The organism is Vibrio sp. Vb1166, from assembly GCF_033338695.1.
Lineage (GTDB): Bacteria > Pseudomonadota > Gammaproteobacteria > Enterobacterales > Vibrionaceae > Vibrio > Vibrio alginolyticus.
Genome location: NZ_JAWOTE010000003.1, coordinates 221,060 through 246,326 on the forward strand (window position 1 = coordinate 221,060; position 25,267 = coordinate 246,326).

The following is a 25,267-nucleotide window of genomic DNA, read 5'->3' on the forward strand; positions in this document are numbered from 1 at the left end:
AAAGTGTGTTTATCCATATATTTAAATATTTAGGCTAGGGCACTTTCTAAATAAAGTAGGTTTATCATGAAAGCCAAATATAAATTTGCGTTGGTATCTATTGCTATATCTTCTGCATTACTATCAGGATGCAAAACTGGCGATATCGCAACGAAAACAGCCCAAGCACCCTCTGTTGAAACCGTTACCCTAACCGAAACAAAAATCACTCCTTATCATACTTTTATCGGTCGAACTGAAGCGGTAAATGACGTTGATATTATGCCTCGAGTCGGTGGCGAATTAACCGCGATTCATTTTAAAGATGGCGATATGGTCGAAAAAGGCCAATTGCTGTTTGAAATCGACGACCGTCCTTACAAAGCGGCACTGGCGTATGCAAAAGCGTCGTTGCAAAAAGCAAAAGCACAACTCGTTCAAACTACGCGTGATGCAGAACGTGTGAAGAAACTCATCAAAGATAAAAGCATCAGTGAGCAGCAATACGATGACGCCATTGCCGCGCACGCCGCAGCGATTGCTTCGGTAGAAGAGGCGAAAGCGACGCTGGTTTCAGCAAGGCTCGATCTTGAGTTTAGCTCTGTGCGTGCTCCTTTCTCTGGCCGCGTGGGTTTCAGCAACTTCCGAGTGGGTGACCGTATTTCGAAAATTCAACTCGTTCCTCTTGTTTCGATCACTCAAATCGACCCAATTCGCTTTGGCTTTGATGTGGATGAGAAGCTCTACCGCCGAGTAAGAAGTGCCATTGATGTGGTTCATCGTAACGATGACAAACTGGATGTTGATTTAACACTGACGCTTTCAGACGGCTCATTGTATCCACTTGATGGCAAGATCTACGCCGTTGGCAACAAGATCGATTTAGAAACAGGCTCAATTCGAGCAGAAGCACAATTCGATAACCCAACTTACGCGCTTATGCCGGGTGAATATGGCAACTTGACCATCAAGCTGCGCAACAAAACCATTGATGGTTTGCTTATCCCATCGGCGGCTGTTCAACAAGACCAAGCGGGTGACTACGTCATGGTGGTTGGTGATGATCACGTGGTGTCTCGTCGTAACGTTGAACTCGGTCAGACCTACGGTGTGAAACGTGCTGTGCTGACTGGTTTGGCGGCTAACGAAAAAGTCATCGTCAATGGTCTACAAAAAGTGCGTCCGGGTGCAACGGTGAAAGACGTTGAGCTACAGAGTGAACAAGGCTGAGTGAGTACTGATGTTAAGTAAATTTTTCATTCACCGGCCGAAGTTTGCTTTGGTGATCTCACTGGCTATGACATTGATGGGCATGATCGCCCTGAAAGTCTTGCCAATTTCTGAGTATCCTCAAATCTCTCCAACGGTAATTACGGTGAGCACCATGTATCCGGGGGCAAACGCGGACGTGGTTAAAAAGACCGTAGCACAACCGATAGAAGCCAAAGTCAACGGCGTTGAAGACATGATTTACATGTCTTCTGTGATTGGTAACGATGGCTCATACACATTGCGTATTTACTTCCGAGTGGGCGCAGATGGCGATATGGCGCAGGTTCGTGTGAACAACTTGGTGGCACAGGCGACGTCGTCTCTACCACAAGAAGTAAACCAAATCGGTGTGACGGTTAAGAAGAAATCTTCCGACATGCTGGGCGTTATCACACTGCGTTCTCCGAAACAGTCTCACGACAGTATCTACCTTTCTAACTACGCGGATCTCAATATTGTCGAGCGTCTAAAACGTATCGAAGGTATGAGTGACATTACGCTGCTGGGTAAGAAAGACTACTCAATGCGTATTTGGTTGAACCCAAATAAACTGGCTACCTTGAAGCTTTCTGCTAGCGATGTTATTGGCGCAATTAAAACGCAAAACATCCAAGTGGCGGCGGGTAAGATCGGTGGTATGCCAGCTCCGGGTGACCAGCAATATCAATATGTTTTGCAAACCAAAGGCCGCCTTACTTCTGCGGAAGAGTTCGAGAACATCATCATCCGCGCGAGCAAGAAAGGTTCTTTGATTCGCTTGAAAGATGTGGCTCGTGTGGAAGTTGGCGCACAAGGTTACGAAGCTGATGGTCGTATGAATAACGAACCAGCCGCCGTTCTGGCATTGTACCAGTTGCCGACAGCGAACGCGCTAGACGTGATGGAACGCGTGAAAGAGGCAATGAAAGAGTACGAGAAATCGTTCCCAGATGATTTGGTTTACGACATCGCTTATGACTCTACCGAATACGTAGAGACATCGATTGATGAAGTGTACGAGACGTTGGTGATTGCGGTACTTCTTGTCACCTTCGTTGTGTATGTTTTCTTGCAGAACTGGCGAGCGACCATCATTCCAACCTTTGCGATTCCGGTTTCCATCATTGCGACGTTCGCAATCATGGGCGTGATTGGCATGACCATTAACACGATCTCGTTGTTTGGCTTGATCCTCGCCATCGGTATCGTGGTGGACGATGCGATCATCGTGGTAGAGAACGTGGAGCGGGTTATCCATGAAGAGCATTTAGACTCGATTCCGGCCACGATCCAAGCTATGAAAGAAGTGACGGGGCCAGTATTGGCAACAACGCTTATTTTGTTGGCGGTATTCGTACCGGTTGCGCTATTGCCGGGTATTTCCGGTCGAATGTTCAACCAGTTCGCAGTCACCATCTGTGTGTCGGTGCTGATCTCTGCGATCAACGCATTAACGTTAACGCCAGCGCTTTGTGCGTTGATGTTGAAATCAACTCACTCGCAACCTATTGCGCCTTTGCGTGCGTTTAATCGAGGTTTTGAAGCAATAACGCGCAAATACCAAGGTTTAGTTGGCTTCTTGAGCCGTCGTATTGTGCTGAGTATCGGTGTGTATGGCGCGCTTATTGCGGTGCTGGCATTTGCGTTCATGACCGTACCTTCCTCTTTCGTACCGAACGAAGACAAAGGCGTGTTCATGGTCGAAATGCGTTTGCCAGACGCAGCAGCATTGCAGCGTACTGCACCATTAATGAAGAAGTACGTTGATGAACTAAAACAGATGGAAGGTGTGGAGAACGTGGTTTCGGTTGCGGGCTTCTCGGTAATTAACATGGCGTCGATTCCAAACTCGGGCATGTTGATCATCAAACTGGATAACTGGAGCAAACGTAAAGACCCTGAGCTACACCAACGCGCATTGATGAATAAAGTTAACCAAATGCTGAACTCAACACCAGATGCCGCTTCGTTCGTTTTCGCGACGCCGGCAATCAAAGGTATGGGTGCGGTAGATGGTTTCAACCTTGTGCTGCAAGACAACTTGGGCCGTTCTCCACAAGAGTTGGCAAAAACAACCGCTGATTTTGTTGCCCAAATCAACCAACTGCCTGAAGTGGCGCGTGCGTTCTCGATTTTCCGTGCCAACATTCCGCAACGTTACATCGATATTGACCGCGATAAAGCGATTTCGATGGGCGTACCGTTGAATGAAATCTTCAGCACACTGCAAGCGCAGTTGGGCGGTGCCTACATTTCTGACTTCAACTTGTTTGGTCGTTCGTACCAAGTGAAAGTGCAAGCAGAAGAGCAATATCGTGACAACATCGACGACATCGACCATCTGTTTGTTCGTTCTAGCTCTGGAAAAATGGTGTCACTGGCAACGCTAGTGAAAGTGAAGCCGATCTTCGGCCCTGATACCTTGTCGAACTACAACATGTTCAGTTCTGCAACCGTGAACGGTGCGCCAGCGCCAGGCTACAGCTCGGGTGATGTTGTAAAAGCCATTGAAAAACTGGCTGCAGAATCTTTGCCAAGTGGTTACTCGTACGAGTGGTCAGGCATGACTTACCAAGAGATGAAAGCAGGCAACATGGCACCAATCGCGTTCGCATTGTCTTTGCTGTTCACCTACTTGTTCTTGGTGGCTCAGTACGAAAGTTGGACCATTCCTGCTGCGGTAATGATGGCGGTTCCAGTCGCGATTCTCGGCGCAATGGGCACGCTACTGCTGGTGGGACAACCGTTCGATTTGTATGTGCAGATTGGTGTGGTCATCTTGATCGGTATGTCCGCCAAAGTGGCGATTCTTATCGTGGAATTTGCCAAAGTTCTGCGAGAAGAAAAGGGCTTATCCATCATTGATGCTGCCAAAGAAGCTGCTCGAATCCGTTTCCGAGCAGTACAGATGACCGCATTTGCCTTCATCTGGGGGGTATTCCCGTTGGTGATTGCATCGGGTGCCGGTGCGGCATCTCGTCACTCACTGGGCTTTGCGGTATTCGGCGGCATGATTCTCTCTACGTTTGTTGGCACGTTACTGACGCCAGTGTTCTTCGTGATGATGCAATCTCTGTGCGAGAAGTTTAAGCGAAAGAAACCCACTGAACTTGAGGTGAGCGAGCAATAACGCTGATTTCAACTGACTGACTCCACAACACCCCCACGCTGTGTGCGATTGGCCAATGCCTTTCATTGATATACAACCACCGTCGCAGCGTGGGTTCCCCTAACAATAATAGGTTTTAACATGAAAAATCTTTCAAAAATCGTCGTAGCGAGCTCTCTACTGACTTGTGCTGCTGCGCAAGCGGGTGGGTTATACCTTTACGAAACTACAGCATCGGATATTGGTTTGGCATCCGCTGGTATGGCGGCTCGTGCGCAAGATGCCTCAGTAATGGCAGCAAACCCGGCTGGTCTGGCGAATGTTTCTGGTAAATCTTTCTCTGGTAACCTGATTGGCCTTTACGGTGACGCGCAACTAGACACGATGACTGGCGATGCGGGCAACGTGATTGGTTTTGTTCCTATGGCGTCGGCATTTTACAGCCAACAAGTGAACGACAAATGGACGCTGGGTATTGGTCTGTATGGCAACTACGGTCTTGGCCTAGAGTACGAAGGTCTTTTGGATAATCATTTAGATATTCCTACAGCAACGACACAAGCGTTGACCATTCAACCTTCCGCTTCTTACCGCATCAATGATCACTGGTCTGTGGGTGCGGCGCTTGGCATTCAGTACGGTATGTATGAAGTGGAAACGAAGGGAGCCTTGAACTTCAATGACGAAGACCAAGATACTCAGCTCAACGGCCGAGTAGGTGTGCTTTATGAAGCAACACCAGGCACGCGTCTTGGTCTGTCTTACTCTTCTGAAACCGAATTTGAATTCGACAATAGTAACTCCATTGCTCCGCAACAACTGATCTTCAGTGCTTACCACGAAGTGAATGATGACCTAGCGGTGATGTGGAACGTGAACTGGCAAGACTGGAGCGAATACACAACCACGCTGAACGTAGAGACACAAGACACTTACCAAATCGCATTGGGTACTCAGTACAAACTGAATGAAAAAATGATGTGGAATGCAGGTTTTGCATTCGATACCAGCATGTATGAAAGTCAATCAAACGGTGACATTACCGTTCCTACTGGCAAGGCGTACCGCATTGGTACAGGCATTGATTACAAATTGGATTCAGAAAACTCAATTGGTTTCGCGTTTGAAGCGATCTTGATGGAATCGTCAAAAACGCCACGCTTACAAGCTGGTTTTGATGAGCCTGCGCTGTACTTCATGAGCATGAGCTACAACTGGAAAAACTAATCATTCCTAATCGCTAAAACGCCTTCCTTACAGGCCATTCTACCCTAACTACCTGCACTGGATGCTGTCACACCATCTAAGGTAGTTAGGGCGCTTCTGTCACATCCAGTGAGTGATGATTCAAAAAGTATCTGCGCAGCTAAGTGCGGGTATTCAACATCTCAAAGGACTAAAAAATGAAAAATAAACTAGCGTTAGTGTGTACGACTTTGTTGGTTAGTACGCTGGCTCATGGTGCCGAGCATCGAGTAAAAGACAATAAAAACAAGTTGGCGGATGACCCAACAAAAGTCATCACGAAATTTGGCGCGTCGTACGCAAACAACTACGATTTTGATGATCAAAACATCTCATTCTCGGGCTCACTTGCGCTTGACCAAGCGCGCAAAATTAACCTGCGTATCAATGATGATGCGAGCGAGTGGCGTATTGGTGGCTCGTGGTTGTTTCCGGTCGGTATCGTGAACTTCAACTTCGGTAAAAATGAATACGTAAACGGCGCGGATCAAACCAACTACAGCGTTGGTACCTTTATGCCGCTAAGTTATTTCGGGATTGAGCCAGCAGGCTTCCAAATTTTCCCAATGGCAGGCTATACGTACAACACTGGTGATGTTCCTGTTTGTGACGGTGCAGAAAGTAGTCTCTGTAGCGAGCCTAACTTTACGGGGACGCCAAGTGCAGAGAATGGCTTCAACATGATGAGCTCTTCAGGCAGTAGCGGTTACGTTGGTGCATTTGCGCTGAAATTGTTTACCAAAGAGCTGACGTTAATCAGCTTCGCAGCAGGCACTTACGGCTCAGAAAACAGTGAAGGAGAGAACTACAAAGGCTTCTTTGGTGGTATTGGTCTTGGTTACCTCGTGAGCAAACGCCACTCTTTTAACGTAATGACGTTTGTCATGGACAACAACACCTATTTGGATGAAGCAGACAAGCGCATCGTGTTATCATATCAATATCAATTTGAATAAATAAAAACGCAGCCCAAATAGCTGCGTTTTTACTTTGATAGAATGAACTAGTGAATTGAGTTGTTTTCTTCGATCTTTTTCTGGTACTGGTGTTTTAATATATACATGCGCTTAACATCGCTGTAAGCGCCGTTAATAAAGTATTCTTCTACAAGGTGACCTTCTTCGATAAAGCCGCACTTTTTGTATAAGTGAATAGCGACTTCGTTATCCACTGCGACTAATAAGTAGATTTTACGTAGATTAAGAATTGAGAATGAGTAATCTAACGCACGATTAATCATCTCTGTCGCATAACCTCGGCCTTGATGCTCTGGGGCGATGATTATCTGAAATTCCGCGCTGCGGTGAATGTAGTTAATCTCGATCAGCTCAACTAAGCCAATTACGATGCCGTCTTCATCTTCGACGACAAAACGCCTTTCAGCGTCATCATGTATATGTTTTCGATAAAGTTCTTCGAGCTCGTCATAAGACTCGTAAGGTTCTTCGAACCAGTAGGCCATGATATTTCGGTTGTTATTCAGTTCATGAATAAAGCGCAAATCAGAACGCTCTAATGCACGCATTTTTAGGCCTTTCTTCATCATTTTTCTCCAATGAGGGCGGAGAATACCTCCGCACTTGATGCTAGAAAATATTACCGTATTTCACAAGAATAGCGCATCTTTTTTTGGAAAATATCCTGTGATTTTCAATGTGGAAACTTAGAGTTCACGACAAATATAAATTAATCTTTACGATAAAAAACTCGATTAGGTGCTTTGCCTAATATCGTATTAAATACCGCGCAACGACTTAGTGTCTTAATCTAAACAAACAAGGTATTCAATATGTTTTCAATCGGTGACGTAGTAGTAGCGACTAAAGGTATCGATCTTGGCGAAATGGTTGTTACAGGTTTAAGCAGTGGCGGTTTTTACACACATGTAAAAGCAGGCGAAAAAACACTAACTTACCCAGCTAAAGATCTTAAGAAAGCATAATTAAATTTGCTCATTCTTATTTTTAACTGGCTTAAAGTTCGTATTAGTTATTTTAAGCGGGTTAGAATCGATAAAAGGTAGCGCAATGAGTCGCTACCTTTTTTTATTTTTTCTACCTTTCTTCACCAATATGAAACTCAACGCGATTTCTTCCAGTTTCTTTTGCCTTGTAAAGTGCTAAGTCGGCGCGTTTAACTAATGGTTCAAATGAGTCGTCGAGACGACAGACTTGAGTTACCCCAATACTCGCGGTGAAGCTCATATCACAACCTGAATGTTGAACGGTCGTCGTTTCTAGTGCATTACGAATCGTTTCTAATGTGTCTAGAGCTTGCTGTGATGAGCGACTTCTTAATACGATGGCAAACTCTTCACCGCCAACTCTGGCAAGTAAGTCACAATCAAGTAGATGACTTTTAATAGTATTAACTGCATGGATCAGTGATTTATCGCCTGCGTCATGACCAAATCGGTCATTGAGGCTTTTAAAATTGTCGAGATCTAAAATAGCAACATGGAAGTCAATGCCCTGGGTTCGGTATTCATTTAGGCGGCTTTCGATTTGTCGCATGAACTCTCTGCGGTTTGGAATACCTGTTAGATCATCCGTCGTGGCGAGGTGCTCCATCTTCATAATCTGTATATGAAGGGCAATGTTTAAAGCAATCCAATTAGCGATGCACTGAAGCTGTGCCGCTTGTTCGTTTGTGTAAATGTGCGTTTGATGATGCGCAACATTAAGCGTTCCTAGGCAGACTTTACCGTGCATTAAAGGCGCGTCCATACACGTACCCATACCATTGGATGCGAGCATCATACAATCGATCTCATCAGATTGCGTAACATCATCGCAGATCATCAGTTGTTGCTTTTTGAACACTCGGCCAACAAACGCTTGATGAATGGGCACTAAAAATTCAGCGGGAATCGCTTTACTACCAGAGAAAGAGTAGACCTTTAGATGATCATTGTTTTCATAAAGTGTGATACTCGCACGGTCAGAATTAAATATACGATTTATCCATTCTGCCACCGTATCAAGTACTTGCTGTAGTGTTTCCGATTGAGCTAAAAAGTGAACAAACCCTATCGGCATACATATCGGACTTTCCATGTTTTGCATCGATAAGTCATCAGGGTTAAAAGTTCTTTCAAGTCTCAATAGACATCTCCTTGGCAATGTTGCAAATACCAACAATAAATTACGTGAAGCTATTTTGTAGAAAATGTGCTTCTTGGTAAGAGTATGGTTTAATTATCGCCGTTTGTGTGCATTTGGTTGCTTAATGTGGGCGTTAACTCACCCTAAATAAGTAAATCTTATACCTATTTATAAGTAAGTCATTACTCAATAAGTGATGTTTTTAAGATGGAAGTACAGAATGAGCCCTTCTGGAAGAGAAGGGCTAGAAAAGGATACAAATGGGGTCAGGTGAGTAGAGACTTAATTGTCTTTGTACTTTTGTAAAATCAACTGACTTATCTGCGCAACGAGCTGGTCCCTAGCTTGAAGTGAGAGCTCGGTTTCTGTGACATAAATACTAATGTAAACAGGTCGATGATTTTCCTTCCATATAATCGCGTTAATGCCACGCGAACCATGACCACCCGCACCAGAACGGTCTGCAATAGACCAACCTGTTGGTAATACAGAACGCATTAACGAGTCTGAAACTTTGTTGTCTTGCATCCAGATTTTTAATTGTACACGAGACTCATAAGACAACGTTTCGCCTTCGATCAAGGTTCGCAGAGTGTTTAGTATGGCGTTAGGTGTGGTTGTATCGCGGCTGTCGCCTGGTGTGGCTTCGTTCAAGCGAGGTTCTATTCTGTCTAGGCGCGTTGCTTTATCTCCAATTGTTCGCAGAAACATTGTTACGGCTTTAGGGCCGCCAATTTCATTTAATACCAAGTTGGCTGCAGTATTATCACTCATTAACATAGCGGCTTCACACGCGTGCTCTATGCGTGTGTTTTGGCCTGCGAGCTTATCCATCACTGGAGACCATACAACGATACTGCGCTCATCGACTTTTGCGGTCGCATTTTTACTTAGCTTACCGCTGTCCATATCACTTAGCATTTTGGCACAAGCTAGGGTTTTGAATGTGCTCATGAGTGGGAAGCGTTCATCGCCACGGTAATCCCAACGCTCGTCTGCTTGGGTATCCCAAACTGACACCCCAATTCTGCTTGAGGTTTGTTGCTCGAGGAGAGAAATGTCCTCATTCAGTTGGGACGCGTAACTTAGGGTTGAGCAAACCATTAGCCCAGCCAACAAAAATAACTTTTTCATGGATCGTGTTCTTCAATTTTAGTTTTAGTTCGCACCGTAGCGATGTCACGTAAACTATAACGAGCCAATACTCTAAACACTGTTAAATCTATGTCTATTTTATGTAGGATTCTTTGCAATACGCTTAAACGGTCTCAATATGGGGAGAAGAGTGTTGCTATCAAGGCCTGTAGTTTGGCTTATATATTACGTCGGTGATTCGGTCATAAAAATATCTTAGCGTGAGACACTGGCTCAGAATTTCTTATCATGAGCTAACGAATAGTTTGATCCAGAGAAATAAAAGGAGCTGAATCATCAGCTCCTTTGTCTAGTTGGATAATTACTTACAGTTCAATCTTTTTAACCATGCCCGATTCTGCATGGCCCGGAATGTTGCACGCGAACTCAACCTTGTTGTCACCGTGGAAGTGCCACAGTAATTGCTTCGCTTTACCTGGTTCTACCGTAACTGCGTTGCCTGAGTCATGCATGTGATCGCCGCTCATTGTCTTCATCATTTCGCGATGTTCTAACTGCTCTTTGGCAGAACCAATCGTGAACTCGTGGTTGATCTTACCTGTGTTCATGACTACAAACTGCACCACATCGTTTGGCTCAATCTTGACGTCTTTCTTGAACTTGATGGTCATGTCATCACCCAAGATTACGTGTACCACCTTGTCTGGCTTTGCCCCTTTCGCTGGCATACCTACTGCCGACATGCCCGGCATATCCATCATATTTGAATGGTCCATTTTACTGTGGTCCATCTTCATGCTGCCGTGGTCCATATTTTCATGCTTCATGTTGCTATGATCCATGTTTGCGTGGTCCATGTTTGAATGATCCATTTGGGCAAACGCAGTCGTTGTTGTTAGAGCTAGAGCAAGCGTGATTAGTGTCTTTTTCATTTTCATATCCTTGTTTTAATTCATTAATAACTTGGTTGCTTCCCCTCAAAACGACATGTTTGAGGGAAAGGTAGGGATTAAGCGTTGTTGTTTACATCACTAGCTTGTGTGCCAGCTTGGTGATTAGTTGCATTGCTTTGGCGCAACTCGCGTTGTTTCCACAGCTTGAAGATGGCTGGAAGTACCAACAGTGTCAGCAGCAGTGCCGATGCCATACCGCCAATCATTGGCGCGGCGATACGTTGCATTACTTCTGATCCTGTACCTTCGCCGTACATGATCGGAATCAGACCAATAATGACCGTCAGTACCGTCATCATTACTGGGCGAACACGCAGGCCTGCACCTTCACGAATGGCATCAGTTAGGTCTTTCGCTTCAAGCTTCTGTTGGCTCTCTTCCGCATCCAGCTTTTTGTAGTGCCATGCTTGGTTGAGGTAGACGAGCATGATGACCCCAATTTCAACCGCGACGCCTGCTAGGGCAATAAAGCCGACCCCAACGGCAATCGAGAAGTTGTAGTTGAGGATATGCATGAGCCATAAACCACCGACCATAGCGAGCGGTAGGGTAAGCATGATGATCATCACTTCGCCAACGCGACGGAAGCTGAAGTAAAGCAGTAGCATAATGATGGCGATGGTGATTGGTACCACGACACTCAAGCGGTCTTTCGCACGCTCCATGTATTCGTATTGACCAGACCAAGCCAGCGAGTAACCCGCAGGAAGTTCCAATTGATCAGCAACAACCTGTTGCGCTTCTACGACGTAAGAGCCAAGGTCACGACCATCGATGTCGACAAATACCCAGCCGTTTGGACGCGCGTTTTCCGTTTTGATCATCGGAGGGCCGTCTTCGTAACGAATGTCCGCTACATCAGCCAGCGCAATACGGGCGCCATTTGGTGTCACCAAAGGTAGGTTTTGCAGTTTAACCACTGAATCACGGTAGTCTTGTGGGTAACGAACGTTGATTGGGTAACGCTCCAAGCCTTCAATGGTTTCACCCACATTCATGCCACCCACCGCAGTGGAGATCACTTGCTGAACGTCTTTGATGCTTAAGCCATAACGCGCTGCGGCACGACGTTTAATGTCGATCGTGACATAACGACCACCTGCTACACGCTCAGCGTAAACCGATGCGGTGCCTTGTACGCCATTAAGAATTGGCTCCAACTGAGAACCGATCTTCTCAATCACTTTCAGGTCAGGTCCGGCGATCTTAATGCCGATAGGGGTTTTGATGCCCGTTGCCAGCATGTCGATACGCGTTTTGATCGGCATTACCCAAGCGTTAGTAAGACCAGGGAACTGAACCAGCTTGTCGAACTCTTTGCGCAGTGACTCGGTTGTTACCCCTTCACGCCATTGATCGCGTGGCTTCAACTGAATCACGGTTTCAATCATGGTGAGTGGCGCTGGATCGGTTGCGGTCTCAGCTCGGCCAATCTTGCCCCATACGGTTTTCACCTCTGGAACGGTTTTGATCAGTTTGTTGGTTTGCTGTAGAAGCTCACGCGCCTTACCAATTGAGATACCCGGATAGGTCGTTGGCATGTACATCAAGTCGCCTTCATCCAGCGGCGGGATGAACTCGCTACCCAGTTTACTGGTTGGGTAGTAAGCCGATGCCATCAGACCTAATGCGATAACAATCATGGTCTTAGGGTATTTTAAGCTGGTGTTCAACAGCGGACGGTATAATGCGACCAAGCCACGGTTAACTGGGTTTTTGTGCTCCGGTAACACCTTACCGCGAATGAAGTAGCCCATAAGCACAGGCACGAGCGTGATTGCCAAACCTGCTGCCGCTGCCATGGCGTACGTCTTAGTGAAGGCAAGTGGCGAGAACATCTTGCCTTCTTGGCCTTCTAAGGCGAACACCGGTACGAAGCTAAGAGTGATGATCAGCAACGAGAAGAACAGCGGTGCGCCAACCTCTTCTGCGGCTTTACCAATCACTTGCCAGCGGTTTTTATCGGTCAGTGGCGTTCGTTCAATGTGCTTGTGAACGTTTTCAATCATCACGATTGCACCATCCACCATGGCACCGATGGCAATCGCAATACCACCCAAAGACATGATGTTGGCATTGATGCCTTGCCAATGCATTACGATAAACGCACTAAGAATACCAACCGGTAGGCTCAGAGCGATAACCAACGAAGAACGAATGTGGAATAGGAACAACGCACACACAATCGCAACGACGATGAACTCTTCTGCAAGCTTCTTCCATAGGTTTTCTACCGCTGAATCGATAAGGGTAGAGCGGTCGTAGGTTGCCACAATTTCCACGCCTTCTGGCAGGCTGCGTTGTAGGTCTGCGAGTTTGTCTTTGACTTTCGCAATCACTTCACTGGCGTTTTCACCAAAGCGCATCACGATAACGCCACCGACCGCTTCACCTTCGCCATTCAGCTCTGAGATACCACGGCGCATTTGTGGACCAAGGTTAATGTCTGCGATATCACCTAATAGCAACGGCGTGCCTTTCTCAGTGACTTTTAGCGGCAGTGACTTGATGTCTTCAATGCTGGTTAGGTAACCCGTGGTACGAACCATGTGTTCGGCTTCCGCAACTTCGATAACGGACGCGCCGGTTTCTTGGTTGCCGTTTTGGATTGCCATGTTCACTTGTTGCAAAGTGAGGTTGTACGCACGCAGCTTGGCAGGATCAATCTGCACTTGATACTGCTTCACCATACCGCCCACGGTCGCGACTTCAGAAACGCCATCCACGGTTTGCAATTCGTATTTCAAGAACCAGTCTTGCAGGCTGCGAAGATCCGCCAAATCATGCTTGCCGGTTTTGTCCTGTAATACGTAGCTGTAAACCCAGCCCACACCCGTTGCATCAGGACCTAGCGTTGGTTTTGCGTTCGGTGGCAGCTTTGGTGCTACTTGGCTTAAGTACTCCAACACGCGTGAACGTGCCCAGTACATGTCGGTATCATCGTTGAAAATGATATAAACGTAAGAGTCACCAAAGAAGGAGTAGCCACGAACTGTCTCAGCGCCTGGCACGGCAAGCATGGCGGTGGTGAGTGGGTAAGTGACTTGATCCTCGACGACTTGAGGAGCCTGACCCGGATAGCTTGTCTTGATGATCACTTGCACATCAGAAAGATCCGGAATCGCATCAACAGGCGTATTCTTTACACTGTAAAGTCCGCCTAATACAAGGGCTAAGGTCGCGACCAACACTAGGAATCGGTTGCTCAGTGACCAACGAATAATTGCATTGATCATAATTAACCCTCGACGGCTATTGTTGCAGGAACTAGCTGTTTAAGAACATAGTCAGATCCTTGTTTTTCAACTAGAAACCGAACTTTCTGTCCTTCTTCAAAACCCGATAGATCAACATCTTCACCCACAGAGAAGTTCATCTCGCCAGCATCCCAGTTCCATTCTGCAACCGGTAGGTGGTTTAAGGTGATCATGCCAAAATCAGTCATCAGCATGCTAATGTCACCAGTTAGCCAAACTTCTGCGGCAATGACGCTGTTGTCTGCCTTATAGTCGATGATTTGGTACTGACCGGACTCCGTCTTTTGCATTTCAAATTCGATAGCCTGACCTTTTTTCAAGTCACCCATTTCAACGCCATCTGCGAAAGTGAAGTTCATTACCATGCCCGGCCAATCCCATTCTGGTACAGGCTGGTGGTTGATGGTCAGCATGCGGTGATCTTTCATCACATCCGTGATCTCACCTTTGGCCCATGCCGTTTCTGCCGCTGCTTCTACACCATTGATGCGAGACAGATCCGCCGACTGGCTTGATTCAGAATCGAGCATGAAGTGAGATGAAGTAACGATCTTATCGCCTTGTTTAAGTCCTTGTAATACTTCGATTTGTTCGCCAGCTTCACGGCCAACTTCAATTCGAGCTGAGCGGTATTTGCCTTCGCCCTCAGCCAGAACAACGCGAGTCATACCGCCAGAGCGAATAACAGATGATTTAGGAATCGTTAATACTGCGTGGTCAGTAACAGGCTGCAAGGCAATATTGGCGAACATGTTTGGCTTCAATGCGCCATCTGGGTTAGGGAATTTAAGGCGCACACGCAACGTACGTGTTTTCGGATCGAGGATTGGGTACACGTAATCTACGACACCTTGCCATTCATTGCCCGGAATCGCGTCAAGGGTCATCGTGGCTTGAGAACCCGCTTTCATCCAGTGCGCTTGACGCTCAAAGACTTCCGCATCAACCCATACATTGTCCAAAGGACCTGCACTGATCACCGCTTGAGCAGGAGACAAATAGCCACCTTCACGCACGTTTAAGCTCGCGATAACGCCATCAGCAGGCGCTTTGATTTCAATGGTTTGCGATGCTTTACCACTACGAGTAATGGATTTGATTTGAGCGCGGTCAACACCAAGCGTTACCAAGCGTTCGGTCGCGCCTTTTACAAGACCTTTGCGGCCAGTGCGGTACGCATTCAGCAATTCTTCTTGTGCTTTAACCAGTTCTGGAGAGTAAAGCGTGAAAAGCACATCGCCTTTCTTCACTTTCTCGCCCACGGCATTGATGTAGAGTTTTTCTACCCAACCCGCCACACGAACGTTGGTTTGCCATAACAGACTTTCATCAAAGGCAATATAGCCAACCGTTTCGATGCGTGGTGATAGCTGTTGCAGTGTCGCGTTTGCGGTTTTAACCCCGAGGTTGTTTTCTACTGAAGGGTCAATAGTCACCGTACCAGGTGCGTCCTGTTCGCCGGATAGGTCTTCTGCGTAAACCGGAATCAAATCCATGCCCATTGGGGATTTACCCGGCTTGTCGCGTTTGTAATTCGGATCCATTGGGGCAACCCAGTAAAGCGGATCATTAGAGCTTGCAGCAGATTCGCCACCCATCGCACTCATGTCGTGAGTCGAGCCCGCAAGAAAATGATTAGCACCAAACCCTAAAGCACCACCAACAATCAGCGCGATAGTTGCAATTTTTAATGTTTTCATTGTTTTACCTTATTTTCCCCTTCACATTTGACGCTACAGCGTTGTTGCCTGCTCTCGTTCACCCAAATCACATAGAGGATCCCTTAGTTTGTTAGGGAAAGTGCTCATGGGATTCTCTCGTTTGCCGCCTAGCTGTAGCCCCAACTGTCTTGGGGAATCACAAATTAATATGTCGAAATAGAGCGAGCTTCCGGTGAAGCCACTTGGTAGTCGAAACCACCGAGTAGGGTGGCTAAATTGCTGTTTGCGATGTTGAGATCGGTCAGCAGACGTTGTTGCTCTAATTGCAGAGCCAACTCGTCTGTGGTGGCAGAAATCACATCGTTAAACTGCGCTGTGTTGTTTTGATAACCTCGCTCAACGGCTTGAATGCGCGCTTTCGCTTGAGGCAATAAGGTGGATTGATAACGTTCTAAGCGTTGGGTTAAGTTGCCGCGATCAACCAGCAAAGTGTTCACCTTGGCATTCATCTGCGTTAGTAAGGTGTCTTTTTGCGATTGTGCCGCGCCAACTTGGTATTGAGCGGCAGCAAGATTGCGATCTTGGCGGTCACCTGTGAACAGCGGAATGTCCATGGTGAGGTAAGCGCTAACCAAATCAGAGGCGGGCTCACCCATCATGTTGTCGGCTTGGCGGTAGGCGTACATTACTTCGACGCCAAATTGTGGGTTGTAGGCTTGCTCAGCAATTTCCACCTGCGTTTTATTGGCAGAAATGCTGACGTCTGCCATCTTAACCATCGGGTGTTGGCTGAGTTGCTGATAATGTTTGGTGGAACCCTGACTGGCAGCAAGTTTGCTGTTCAGTGTGTCCCAATTAAGTTGATTGCTCGCTTGCAGAGCCTCTTCGTTTGCCAACCAGTCTGATCCCAACCATTCGGAGAGTTGAGAGATAAGACGACGTTGCATTTGTGCGTTGGCTTGCAGTTTCTCATCCAATTTACTGACTTGAAGTTGGGCGTTGAGCAGATCTTGCGCTTCACTCTTACCAATCGAATAGTTGGTTTGAATAAAGCTTTCCATTTCTTTCATCAACTTGCGATTCTCAAGCATGATTTGCTCAGCGCGTTGCTGGTAACCAAGCTCTAACCAAAGTTGAGTCATGCTGTTGGCTACCTCAAGCTCACGAGCATGCACTTGAAGCCCAAGGCCGTCGGCTTGTTGATTGGCTTTCTTCTGCTGTAAATCAAGCGTAGAGCCACGCTCAAACTGTTGCATTAAACCAACGGAGATGTTGGTCATTGGGTCTTCATCGAATTTGAAGCTGTCGACAGGCAAGCCACCAAAACCTACTTTTAGTTTTGGGTCCATCAAGGTCGCACTCGCGACGCCCGTTTCACGCATGGCAGCAGATTGCGCTGAGTATTGCTTACGATTGCCATCGTTACTCAAAGCGACGTTGATCAGTTGGGCAAGCTTGGTCGTTGAAGCTCGCTCACTTGATGCGGAATTTTGCGCTGCGTGCGTCTCTTTTCCTGCGGCGTTTACCAAGGTAGGCGCAGCGACCAGAGCCATCATAAAAATAGGTGCAGCTAAGCGGTATGGTTTGATATCCATAATCTAAATCCAGTGTTCGCCGGATCGATGGAGGTGCGGATTTTATTGCGGGAACAGTAAAGCCTTGTTACCTCATCGTTCAGGCGCATTAAAACAACCTGCGATACATGTGCAGGGTCGAATGCTAGGACGGATTTAGGCTATAGGAGGTCGGTACAGGTCGCGGCTGACGTGTACGACTGGGGAAGCAACTTCAGGAGTAATAGTTGCGCGATAGACGACGGGCATCGGGCTATTGACAGGATTCGGTAGGGGGACGAAAACTATCGTACACGCGGCAGTACAGCAGGTATGAACCATGCCGGAGCCTCCACCACAGTTCATGCTGGTTTTTCTTGCATTGCCATCTTCGGACATAGAAGCGTCTGTCATGGAGACGTCCATCATGCCAGGCATACCGCAGTGTTCGCTGTCACTCATCATGGAAGGATGGTGAGCCATGCCTGTAGACATCATTTGAATATTCATCAACGGCTCACTGTTCGCCACACTAGATACCAATAGCACTAGCGTCGTGAAGAGAGTTAACCAGATTGTATGCAGCGATTTTAAGTGCATACCCTTTCCCATGTGCTTGATGAAAATGATGAAAATGATGAAAACCCTTCGATTCTAAAGGTTAACCTAAGGGTAAGGTCAATCATTTATTACTCTTATTATCAAAATAGTCCAACCCTTCAGTTTTCGCACTTTCGAGGGAGTAAAACGTTTGTTAAACACCGAGTGTTGAAAGTTAGCGAAAGAAGCCCTCGCTTTTTATGACACGTGAAAAATGTGGTTTATAAGTTTTACATCACACTAACTTGTCTTACAAATGATTATCCTTATAGAATGCATGGTTTTAATTGTGCAGATTTGGATTTGCTTTGCTGCGGGGGTTGCATGATAGAAATTGTCATCGATGGAAAATATAGAATTGTAGAAGAGGGTCTAACCCTTTTAGAAGCAGCAAAAGTGTGTGGGGTCGAGATCCCATCGCTGTGCGGAATGAACAAAAGTAATGAAAAAGTACCGTGTGACTTGTGTGTAGTTGAAGTCGAAAGTGGCGGTACTAAGCGTGCGTGTGAACTCGAAGTTTACCGCGGCCTTAATGTGGTCACGCAATCAGAACAATTAAGCGAGCACCGCAGAAAAGCACTTAACCGCATCATGACGGACCATTACGCCGATTGTGAAGCGCCATGTAAAACCGCGTGTCCTGCGGGCGTGGATATCCAATCGTACCTTTATCACATCGCACAGAACGATCATCAAAAAGCGATTGAAGTGATTAAGCGTACGCTTCCTATGCCGTTATCGATTGGCCGCGTATGCCCTGCATTTTGTGAGAGCGAATGTCGCCGTTCGCTAGTCGATGAGCCTATTGCAATTCGTCAGCTAAAACGTCATGCCGCGGATGCGGATTTGTCTGCGCATGAAGCCTACGTGCCAGAAAAGAAACCAAGTAAAGGTTTGAACATTGCCGTCGTCGGCAGTGGTCCTGGTGGTCTAACGGCTGGCTACTACCTATCGAACGAAGGCTATGACGTTACGGTCTTTGAATCCATGCCAAAAGCGGGCGGTTGGTTGCGTTATGGCATTCCAGAATACCGTTTACCAAAAGACATTCTCGATAAAGAAATCGAACTGATGTGCCGCAATGGCATGCAAGTTCACACCAATCAAAAGCTGGGTGTGGATTTCACGCTTTCTCAATTGAGTGAAGAATACGACGCAGTGTGTTTGGCTGTTGGCGCGTCTCAAGCGGTTGAAATGCATTACACAGGCAGCGACCTTGAAGGTTGCTACTTAGGCGTTGATTACCTTAAAGATTACGTTACTGAGCAAAACTATGTAACGGGTCATAAAGTCGCGGTGATCGGTGGTGGTAACACAGCAATTGACTGTGCTCGTACTGCGCGTCGTGCCGGTGCAGACACCACGTTGATTTATCGTCGTACCCGTGACGAAATGCCGGCAGAAGACTACGAGATTGTCGAAGCGGAACACGAAGGGGTGAAATTCCACTTCTTGACCAACCCTGCAGAAAACCTTGCCGATGAAACCGGACGCGTGAATGCGATTCGTCTAGAACGCATGGCGTTGGGTGAGCCGGATGCATCTGGTCGTCGAAGCCCTAAACCAACCGGCGAGTTCTTTACCGAAGAGTTCGACACCGTGATTGCGGCAGTATCGCAAAAGCCAGATCTGAGCTTCCTAGAGGGCGAAGATTTGTCGATTCCACTTACGCGCTGGAATACCTCTGATGCAGATGAAAAGACCATGCACACCGGCACGGGCAACATCTTCAGTATTGGTGATTTCCGCCGTGGTCCAGCAACGGCAGTTGAAGCGGTGGGTGATGGCCGCGTTGCGGCAAAAGCCATTGATCTATTTTTGAATGGCGATATGGCGGATATGCCAAAGGCAGCGTTCAACTCGCGTAAAGAGAAGAAGCTCTCTCAAGTCGATCCGCTTCACTTCGAGAACATCCAGAAAGTCGCTCGCTCTATCATGCCTGAGCTGACTCCAGCACAACGCGAGCAAAGCTTCGCTGAAGTGGAGTTGGGTTTTGATAACGAAGAAGCAATGAAGGAAGCCGCGCGCTGTCTAGAATGTGGCTGTCAGGCAAATACCGATTGTGCGCTGCGTGATTACTCCACCGAATATGAAGCTCAGCAAAGCTTTGACTTCTCCTTGCAGATTAAATCGCATCAAGATTGGTTAGATCTTCGTGCGAAAGACTTGCGTCATAAGTACGAAGTTGACCGTAGCTCTGAGTTTATTGAGTTTGATGCCAACCGCTGTATTAGTTGTGGTCAGTGCATCCAAGCGTGTCGTGACAAAGCCGTGCACGGCGTACTGAACTTTGTGTGCGACAAACAAGGTCGTCCTGCATTACGTCCTGACGACCGTCCACACTTTGGAAGTAACAAGAATGGCTTAACCCTAATGAGCGATTCGAACTGCGTGCAATGTGGCGCGTGCGTTCAAGTGTGTCCAACGGGCGCGATGGTCGATAGTCGTGACCGTTCACAAGGTCGTACTGAAGATCTGAAAGCGGTCGACACCATTTGTACGTACTGTGGTGTGGGTTGTAAGTTGACTATGTTCGTGGACGAAGCAACCAATACGATTCGTTACGTGAAAGGCGGTGACTCGCCAGTGAACCAAGGCATGCTGTGTGTGAAAGGGCGCTTTGGTTTTGATTTCATAGGCAGTGAAGAGCGTCTTACCACGCCTTTGATCCGCAAAGACGGTTGGTTGCAGCCTGCAAGCTGGGAAGAGGCGATTCAACTGATTGCGAGCAAGTTCTCTGGCATCAAGCAAGATTTTGGCAGCAACGCATTAGCGGGTTTCTCTTCAGCGAAAACCACCAACGAAGACAACTACGCGTTCCAAAAATTTGTCCGTCGTGAACTGGGCACTAACAACGTCGACCACTGTGCGCGTTTGTGTCACGCATCGAGTGTAACCGGTCTTGAGGCGTCACTGGGTAGTGGTGCAATGACCAACGACATTCCAAGCATTAAGCACTCTGATGTGATCTTTATTATTGGTTCGGATACCACATCGGCGCACCCGATTATCGCTTCACATATCAAACAAGCAATTCGTCACCACGGCGCTCGTTTGATTGTGGCTGACCCGAAACGTGTCGATATGGCAGAGCATGCAGAGCTGTATATGGCGCACCGCCCGGGTACGGATGTGATGCTCCTAAATGGTGTCATGCAGCAGATCATCAAGAACGGTTGGTACGATCAAGAGTACATCGAAGAACGTGTCGACGGCTTTGATACCTTGTTGCAAGAGGTGATGTCGCCAGCTTACAACCTCGATAAAGTGGAGTTGGTTACGGGCGTAAAAGCCGAAGACATTCAAGCAATGGCGCGCATGATCGGTACGGCAGATCGTACGGCTGTTTACTATTCGATGGGTATCACTCAGCATACGACAGGTCATGACAACGTGCGTTCTATCGCTAACCTGCAATTACTGTGTGGCAACATCGGTATTGAAGGTGGTGGTATCAACCCGTTGCGTGGTCAATCAAACGTGCAAGGCGCGTGTGATATGGGTGCTTTGCCAAACAGCTTCCCGGGCTACCAAAAGGTATATAACCCAATTGTGCGTCAGAAGTTTGCGATTGAATGGAACGCACCAAATCTGCCTTCTGAACAAGGTCTAACCCTGACAGAAATCATTGATGCGGCTTGCCATCGTGACGTTCGTGGTATGTACATCATGGGTGAGAACCCAGTATTGAGCGACCCGAACCAAGCGCATGTGATTGAAGGTTTAGAAGCACTCGATTTCTTGGTGGTTCAAGACATCTTCCTAACGGAAACTGCGCAATACGCGGATGTAGTTCTGCCTTCTTGCTCGTTTGCAGAGAAAGCGGGCCACTTCACCAATACGGAGCGTCGTGTTCAGCGTGTGAATCCGGTCGTAACGGCGCCGGGTGAAGCGAAAGAGGATTGGTGGATTATTCAAGAAATCGCCAATGCCATGGGCAGTGATTGGGATTACCATTGCGTGTCTGATATCACCAATGAAATCGCACGAGTGACGCCTCAATACGCGGGTCTTCGTTGGGATGCCATTACGCCAAACGGTGTGCAATGGCCGAGCAACAAGAACAACCCTGCCGGTACTCGCATCATGCACCAAACCCAGTTTACTCGTGGTAAAGGGCAAATGGTGGGCGTACCGTTCCGTTATGCGGCTGAACTGCCAGATGAGGAGTATCCGCTTGTGTTAACGACTGGTCGTGTGCTTGAGCAGTTCCACACCGGCACCATGACGCGCAAAACCAAAGGGTTGGATAATCTTGCTGGCCCTCGTGCGATGGTGAGCGTGGAAGACGCAGAAGCGCTTGGCATCAGTAATGGTCAGCGTCTGACGGTGTCTACACGTCGCGGCAGCATTGAGATTGATGCTTTTGTGACTAAGCGTATTCAAAAAGGAGTGGTGTTCATTCCATTCCACTTTGTTGAATCGCCGGTGAACCGTTTAACGACAACGGCGACTGACCCGCATGCGAAGATCCCTGAGTTCAAGGTCGCTGCGGTTAAAGTGGAAGTGAGCGAAAAGACAACGCAGACAGAGTCTCTCGAAGATAGTTACCAACACGTTTAAATTCGGCGAGTCACGTTGTTGTGGGCACTGACAATTTGAGCCTAGTTGATGGGCGGATAATCTACTCTTGATTTCCGCTCTCACTACATTCACTCGGATTGTCTTTTTCTTCAAACTCCTTTTACTTTTCTGTTATCACCGCGCTCCGGTTAGTTTTCCTTTCTTACTTCTTACTTCTTACTTCTTACTTCTTACTTCTTGCTGTCTCTGTGGCGTATTTTTGTTCAAGCCCATGATGAGAGTGCAATAAAGTTTGTTGTTGAGCTTGTCATAGAATTGACTGTCTCTGACTGTCCCCTGTTATTTGGGCAAGTTCTATAACCTAAACTTTGCTCGCTTCCTATACTGAATTAACGAAGCAAGATTTTTATAACAACAAGAGGAAGCTTGTATGACAAGAACAACCTCATTTGCACTCGTTTTATTACTTATGTGCGCATACTTTGGTTACAACCGTTATTATGTATACCCCCAGCAGTTGGAAACACAGGCGAAATCGATGCTAATACAAATGGCAAATCGCGAAGAGTGGGTAGATGTGTTTGAGATGATGAATCGCGTAGACGCGCATAAGGGCCATTTGGAACTTGTTGCTGACGTGACATCCTCTGATGGTCAGCGAGCGTACAGTGAAGGTATTATCACGTACACGGATCGCGAAGGCGTTGTCTGTAAACAGGTAGTGTTCAACTTTAAAATAAACTCTTTGAAAAACTACAATATTTCCGATTTACGAGATTGTTCCTACGGTGAGTACTATTAATATTGTCTGAGAGTTGAGCTCGATAGCACAGTGTATGAATACACAAACAAAAAATAGCCCTTCGTTGGGGCTATTTTTGTTTTTAAGGAATGAACGCAATATCGTGGGATTAGTCGAGTGATTTTTTGAAGCGAAATGAAGCGACAATAAGGCCGATAACAGTGAATCCAAGTAACCAGACTGTATCTCGCCATAGCTCCATTAAATCTGCACCGCGCAGTACCACACCACGAATAATGCGCATAAAGTGAGTGGCTGGGAGGGCTTCTGATATCCATTGTGCCGCGACGGGCATTCCTTCATAAGGGAACATAAATCCGGACAGAAGAATCGACGGCAAAAGAATAAACACCGTCATCTGCATGGCCTGAAGCTGTGTCGTTGCAATGGTGGATATCACCAAACCTAAGGTTAAACTCGCGGCGATAAACAACAGTGTGCCAAACAGTATCTGACTAATGGCGCCGTTTATCGGCACGCCAAATATCCAGTGACCCAAGCCTAAAATGATAAACACCTGTATCAGACCAACAAAGATGTAGGGAATGATCTTCGCCACCATGAGTTCGATGGAGTGGATGGGTGTGGTAATCAGTAACTCTAAATTGCCACGTTCTCGTTCTCGGACAATGGCTGCACTGGTGAACAAGATCATCGTCATGGTCAGAATCACACCCAACAAACCAGGGACAATGTTTACCGCCGAGCGCCGACTCGGGTTGTAATACAGCGCAACTTCAAAGGTTTTGGTTGGGGCAGGGCGTATCTCAAAATCAAAATCCGTTAACGGCATGGTTTGTAGTGAGAGAATCGCAGAACTGATCATGGTGTCTGAACCATCCACAATCCACTGCCCAAGCTCTCTGCCTTGCACCATACGTTGGGTTAAGTCGCTAGGCAGAATTAAAGCCGCTCGCACCAAACCGTCTTGAATGGCTTGCTCGGCTTCTGAAGCGGTAGCGAAGGTTTCGACCACATCGACCACTTGCGTGACTTTGACGGACTCGGTGATCACACGCCCGGCAGTACTGCCACTTTGATCGACGACGCCAACGGGAATGTTGCGAATATCGGTATTTATGGCAAAGCCGAACAGCAGGAGCTGAATCAACGGGATCATCACGACCATGCCAAAGGTAATGCGGTCACGTGAAAGCTGACGGATCTCTTTGATCATTACCGCTTTCATACGGGCAATAGATTTCATCATTGGCGACCTTCTCCCGTAACGCTGACAAACACATCTTCCAAGCTAGGACGAGCAATGTTCATCTCGCAGCCATCAAGCTCAGGAAAGGTCTGGGTTAACCATTCGATCGGTTCTTCGATGTGCTGGTGGATTAAAATGCGTAAGCGAATGCCGAGCTGTGCGGCTGAGCGTACTTCTTCGCGTCGAATGACTTTCTCTTTTAGCTCGCGTAAATTATCCGCTTTGACTTCGACGATGTTAACGCCCATTTGCGCCATGAGTTCTTCTGGCTCACCATCGGCGCGGATTTCGCCCGCTTCCATAATCGCCAGACGATGGCAGCGTTCTGCTTCATCCATGTAGTGCGTAGTGACCAAAATCGTCGTACCTTGGTCAGAGAGATCAAACAATTGCTCCCAGAAATCGCGTCGGTTTTCTGGGTCAACCGCAGATGTGGGTTCATCGAGAAACAATAGCTCTGGTTTGTGCATAGTGGCTGCGGCGAGAGACAAGCGTTGTTTCTGGCCGCCACTCATTCCGCCGACGCGCTGTTTACGCAGTTGGTCGAGCCCGTAGGTGGCTAGTTGTTCTTCGATGCGAGCTTTCAGAGTCTTGGTTTCCATACCAAAGATTTGTCCAATAAACTCAAGATTCTCTTGAACCGTCAGGTCATCATAGAGGGAAAACTTTTGTGTCATGTAGCCAATCTTGAGGCGCAGAAGCTCAGATTGTTTTGGGATCTCTAGCCCGAGTACATCGACATTGCCCTCGCTTGGGCTAAGCAAGCCCGTCAACACACGAATGGTTGTCGATTTACCGCAACCGTTGGGGCCAAGAAAACCATAAATACTGCCTTTGGGCACATTAAGCGTGATGTTGTTGATGGCGGTGAAGTCACCAAACTTTTTCACTACATTTTCAGCTTGAATCGCGTATTCGGTCATT

At 47.2% G+C, this 25,267-nt stretch carries 17 protein-coding genes; 7 read left to right on the forward strand and 10 right to left on the reverse strand.

Going from position 1 to position 25,267, the window contains the following annotated elements; all coding sequences use genetic code 11:
- Positions 1-66 precede the first annotated feature (66 nt).
- The 4 genes from vmeP (at position 67) to R7E51_RS05410 (ending at position 6,540) form a co-directional block, all read left to right on the forward strand.
- Positions 67-1,209 carry an efflux RND transporter periplasmic adaptor subunit VmeP gene (vmeP, locus tag R7E51_RS05395; protein WP_206957805.1) on the forward strand — a complete coding sequence of 381 codons (1,143 nt, stop codon included), beginning with the start codon at positions 67-69 and terminating at the stop codon, positions 1,207-1,209.
- Between the two features lie 10 nt (positions 1,210-1,219).
- Positions 1,220-4,360, forward strand: coding sequence for an efflux RND transporter permease subunit VmeQ (gene vmeQ / locus R7E51_RS05400; RefSeq protein WP_206957804.1), 3,141 nt, complete (start codon positions 1,220-1,222; stop codon positions 4,358-4,360).
- Positions 4,361-4,480: 120 nt separating this feature from the next.
- Positions 4,481-5,566, forward strand: coding sequence for an OmpP1/FadL family transporter (locus R7E51_RS05405; RefSeq protein WP_017821523.1), 1,086 nt, complete (start codon positions 4,481-4,483; stop codon positions 5,564-5,566).
- Positions 5,567-5,742: 176 nt separating this feature from the next.
- On the forward strand, positions 5,743-6,540 hold the full coding sequence (locus R7E51_RS05410; protein WP_017821522.1) for a hypothetical protein: 798 nt from the start codon (positions 5,743-5,745) through the stop codon (positions 6,538-6,540).
- A 47-nt stretch (positions 6,541-6,587) separates the two neighbouring features.
- Here the strand turns inward: R7E51_RS05410 and speG are convergent, their stop codons facing one another.
- The gene (gene speG, locus R7E51_RS05415; RefSeq protein WP_005375417.1) at positions 6,588-7,127 is read right to left on the reverse strand and encodes a spermidine N1-acetyltransferase; all 540 of its coding nucleotides are present in this window, start codon (positions 7,125-7,127) and stop codon (positions 6,588-6,590) included.
- 246 nt (positions 7,128-7,373) lie between these two features.
- Here speG and R7E51_RS05420 point away from each other — a divergent pair, with 246 nt between their 5' ends.
- Complete coding sequence (locus tag R7E51_RS05420) at positions 7,374-7,526, forward strand: hypothetical protein (protein ID WP_005375418.1); 153 nt, start codon at positions 7,374-7,376, stop codon at positions 7,524-7,526.
- A gap of 112 nt (positions 7,527-7,638) precedes the next feature.
- On the opposite strand, the gene R7E51_RS05425 is transcribed toward R7E51_RS05420, so the two are convergent.
- The 7 genes from R7E51_RS05425 to R7E51_RS05455 form a co-directional block, all read right to left on the reverse strand.
- Positions 7,639-8,688: a sensor domain-containing diguanylate cyclase gene (locus tag R7E51_RS05425; protein ID WP_021707655.1), complete on the reverse strand. Its 1,050-nt coding sequence runs from the start codon at positions 8,686-8,688 to the stop codon at positions 7,639-7,641.
- Positions 8,689-8,970: 282 nt separating this feature from the next.
- Positions 8,971-9,822, reverse strand: coding sequence for a carbenicillin-hydrolyzing class A beta-lactamase CARB-56 (locus R7E51_RS05430; RefSeq protein ID WP_017821520.1), 852 nt, complete (start codon positions 9,820-9,822; stop codon positions 8,971-8,973).
- Between the two features lie 326 nt (positions 9,823-10,148).
- Positions 10,149-10,715 (reverse strand): copper-resistant cuproprotein CopI, encoded by a 567-nt coding sequence (copI, locus tag R7E51_RS05435; protein ID WP_017821519.1) that lies wholly within the window; start codon positions 10,713-10,715, stop codon positions 10,149-10,151.
- A gap of 77 nt (positions 10,716-10,792) precedes the next feature.
- Entirely contained in the window at positions 10,793-13,972 is a 3,180-nt protein-coding gene (locus R7E51_RS05440) for an efflux RND transporter permease subunit (RefSeq protein ID WP_017821518.1), read from the reverse strand.
- Between the two features lie 2 nt (positions 13,973-13,974).
- Complete coding sequence (locus R7E51_RS05445) at positions 13,975-15,693, reverse strand: efflux RND transporter periplasmic adaptor subunit (protein WP_017821517.1); 1,719 nt, start codon at positions 15,691-15,693, stop codon at positions 13,975-13,977.
- A gap of 164 nt (positions 15,694-15,857) precedes the next feature.
- Positions 15,858-17,249, reverse strand: coding sequence for a TolC family protein (locus R7E51_RS05450; RefSeq protein WP_206957803.1), 1,392 nt, complete (start codon positions 17,247-17,249; stop codon positions 15,858-15,860).
- A gap of 135 nt (positions 17,250-17,384) precedes the next feature.
- Positions 17,385-17,807, reverse strand: a complete 423-nt coding sequence (locus R7E51_RS05455; RefSeq protein ID WP_203345634.1) for a hypothetical protein — start codon at positions 17,805-17,807, stop codon at positions 17,385-17,387.
- A 324-nt stretch (positions 17,808-18,131) separates the two neighbouring features.
- Here R7E51_RS05455 and fdhF point away from each other — a divergent pair, with 324 nt between their 5' ends.
- Together fdhF and R7E51_RS05465 are read left to right on the forward strand one after the other, a co-directional pair.
- Complete coding sequence (gene fdhF, locus R7E51_RS05460; RefSeq protein ID WP_206957801.1) at positions 18,132-22,370, forward strand: formate dehydrogenase subunit alpha; 4,239 nt, start codon at positions 18,132-18,134, stop codon at positions 22,368-22,370.
- A 391-nt stretch (positions 22,371-22,761) separates the two neighbouring features.
- Positions 22,762-23,133 carry a hypothetical protein gene (locus R7E51_RS05465; RefSeq protein WP_005375433.1) on the forward strand — a complete coding sequence of 124 codons (372 nt, stop codon included), beginning with the start codon at positions 22,762-22,764 and terminating at the stop codon, positions 23,131-23,133.
- A gap of 109 nt (positions 23,134-23,242) precedes the next feature.
- Here the strand turns inward: R7E51_RS05465 and R7E51_RS05470 are convergent, their stop codons facing one another.
- Both R7E51_RS05470 and R7E51_RS05475 read right to left on the reverse strand, forming a co-directional pair.
- The gene (locus R7E51_RS05470; protein WP_017635233.1) at positions 23,243-24,340 is read right to left on the reverse strand and encodes an ABC transporter permease; all 1,098 of its coding nucleotides are present in this window, start codon (positions 24,338-24,340) and stop codon (positions 23,243-23,245) included.
- Positions 24,340-25,266 (reverse strand): ABC transporter ATP-binding protein, encoded by a 927-nt coding sequence (locus R7E51_RS05475; protein WP_054701300.1) that lies wholly within the window; start codon positions 25,264-25,266, stop codon positions 24,340-24,342. The genes R7E51_RS05470 and R7E51_RS05475 overlap by 1 nt, the downstream gene beginning before the upstream one ends.
- Position 25,267: the final 1 nt, after the last annotated feature.

Bases quoted from the DNA above. Each gene is read 5' to 3' on its own strand.
- vmeP (WP_206957805.1), top strand. From the start codon at position 67: ATGAAAGCCAAATATAAATTTGCGTTGGTATCTATTGCTATATCTTCT.
- vmeQ (WP_206957804.1), top strand. From the start codon at position 1,220: ATGTTAAGTAAATTTTTCATTCACCGGCCGAAGTTTGCTTTGGTGATC.
- R7E51_RS05405 (WP_017821523.1), top strand. From the start codon at position 4,481: ATGAAAAATCTTTCAAAAATCGTCGTAGCGAGCTCTCTACTGACTTGT.
- R7E51_RS05410 (WP_017821522.1), top strand. From the start codon at position 5,743: ATGAAAAATAAACTAGCGTTAGTGTGTACGACTTTGTTGGTTAGTACG.
- speG (WP_005375417.1), bottom strand. From the start codon at position 7,127: ATGAAGAAAGGCCTAAAAATGCGTGCATTAGAGCGTTCTGATTTGCGC.
- R7E51_RS05420 (WP_005375418.1), top strand. From the start codon at position 7,374: ATGTTTTCAATCGGTGACGTAGTAGTAGCGACTAAAGGTATCGATCTT.
- R7E51_RS05430 (WP_017821520.1), bottom strand. From the start codon at position 9,822: ATGAAAAAGTTATTTTTGTTGGCTGGGCTAATGGTTTGCTCAACCCTA.
- copI (WP_017821519.1), bottom strand. From the start codon at position 10,715: ATGAAAAAGACACTAATCACGCTTGCTCTAGCTCTAACAACAACGACT.
- R7E51_RS05440 (WP_017821518.1), bottom strand. From the start codon at position 13,972: ATGATCAATGCAATTATTCGTTGGTCACTGAGCAACCGATTCCTAGTG.
- R7E51_RS05445 (WP_017821517.1), bottom strand. From the start codon at position 15,693: ATGAAAACATTAAAAATTGCAACTATCGCGCTGATTGTTGGTGGTGCT.
- R7E51_RS05450 (WP_206957803.1), bottom strand. From the start codon at position 17,249: ATGGATATCAAACCATACCGCTTAGCTGCACCTATTTTTATGATGGCT.
- R7E51_RS05455 (WP_203345634.1), bottom strand. From the start codon at position 17,807: ATGCACTTAAAATCGCTGCATACAATCTGGTTAACTCTCTTCACGACG.
- fdhF (WP_206957801.1), top strand. From the start codon at position 18,132: ATGATAGAAATTGTCATCGATGGAAAATATAGAATTGTAGAAGAGGGT.
- R7E51_RS05465 (WP_005375433.1), top strand. From the start codon at position 22,762: ATGACAAGAACAACCTCATTTGCACTCGTTTTATTACTTATGTGCGCA.
- R7E51_RS05470 (WP_017635233.1), bottom strand. From the start codon at position 24,340: ATGAAATCTATTGCCCGTATGAAAGCGGTAATGATCAAAGAGATCCGT.
- R7E51_RS05475 (WP_054701300.1), bottom strand. From the start codon at position 25,266: ATGACCGAATACGCGATTCAAGCTGAAAATGTAGTGAAAAAGTTTGGT.